This is a genomic window from Vibrio sp. 2130-1 (assembly GCF_033339515.1).
On sequence record NZ_JAWOUT010000738.1, the window covers coordinates 1 to 515 of the forward strand.

The 515-nt window shown below is 45.8% G+C and carries 1 protein-coding gene; it reads right to left on the bottom strand.

Annotated elements, in window-relative coordinates; genetic code table 11:
* Window positions 1-515, bottom strand: a 515-nt coding sequence (gene msrA, locus R7Q09_RS28435) for a peptide-methionine (S)-S-oxide reductase MsrA (protein WP_318144243.1), incomplete at both ends; no start/stop codon positions are given.

The following is a 515-nucleotide window of genomic DNA, read 5'->3' on the forward strand; positions in this document are numbered from 1 at the left end:
CTCTTCTTGTAGTAATCCTGATGGTACTCTTCCGCTGGATAGAATGTCTCAAACTTGATCAACTCAGTTTTAAGCGGTTTTGGATAAACCTTTGCATTGTCGATTTCCATCATAAACTGCTCTGCGATCTGCTTTTGCTCTGCGTTGTGGTAGAAAATAGCAGGTCGATACTGTGGACCTCGGTCGACAAACGATCCTTTATCGTCGGTTGGGTCAATGTGGCGGAAAAAGTAATCGAGTACTTGTTCGTAATTCACCACATTCGGGTCGTATTTCACTTCGATGGATTCAATGTGTCCGGTTTTTCCAGAAGATACTTGGCGATAGGTTGGGTTTTTCACGTGCCCGCCGGAGTAGCCAGACACCACATCCAAGACGCTAGGAAGCTGTTCTAAGTCCGATTCCGTACACCAAAAACAGCCGCCAGCCAGTGTGGCGATTTCTGCATTCTCTAAAGCCTTCATCTTATCCATCGTATCGGCGGTGCCTGTTTTACTCAAAAGTAGAAACAAGAC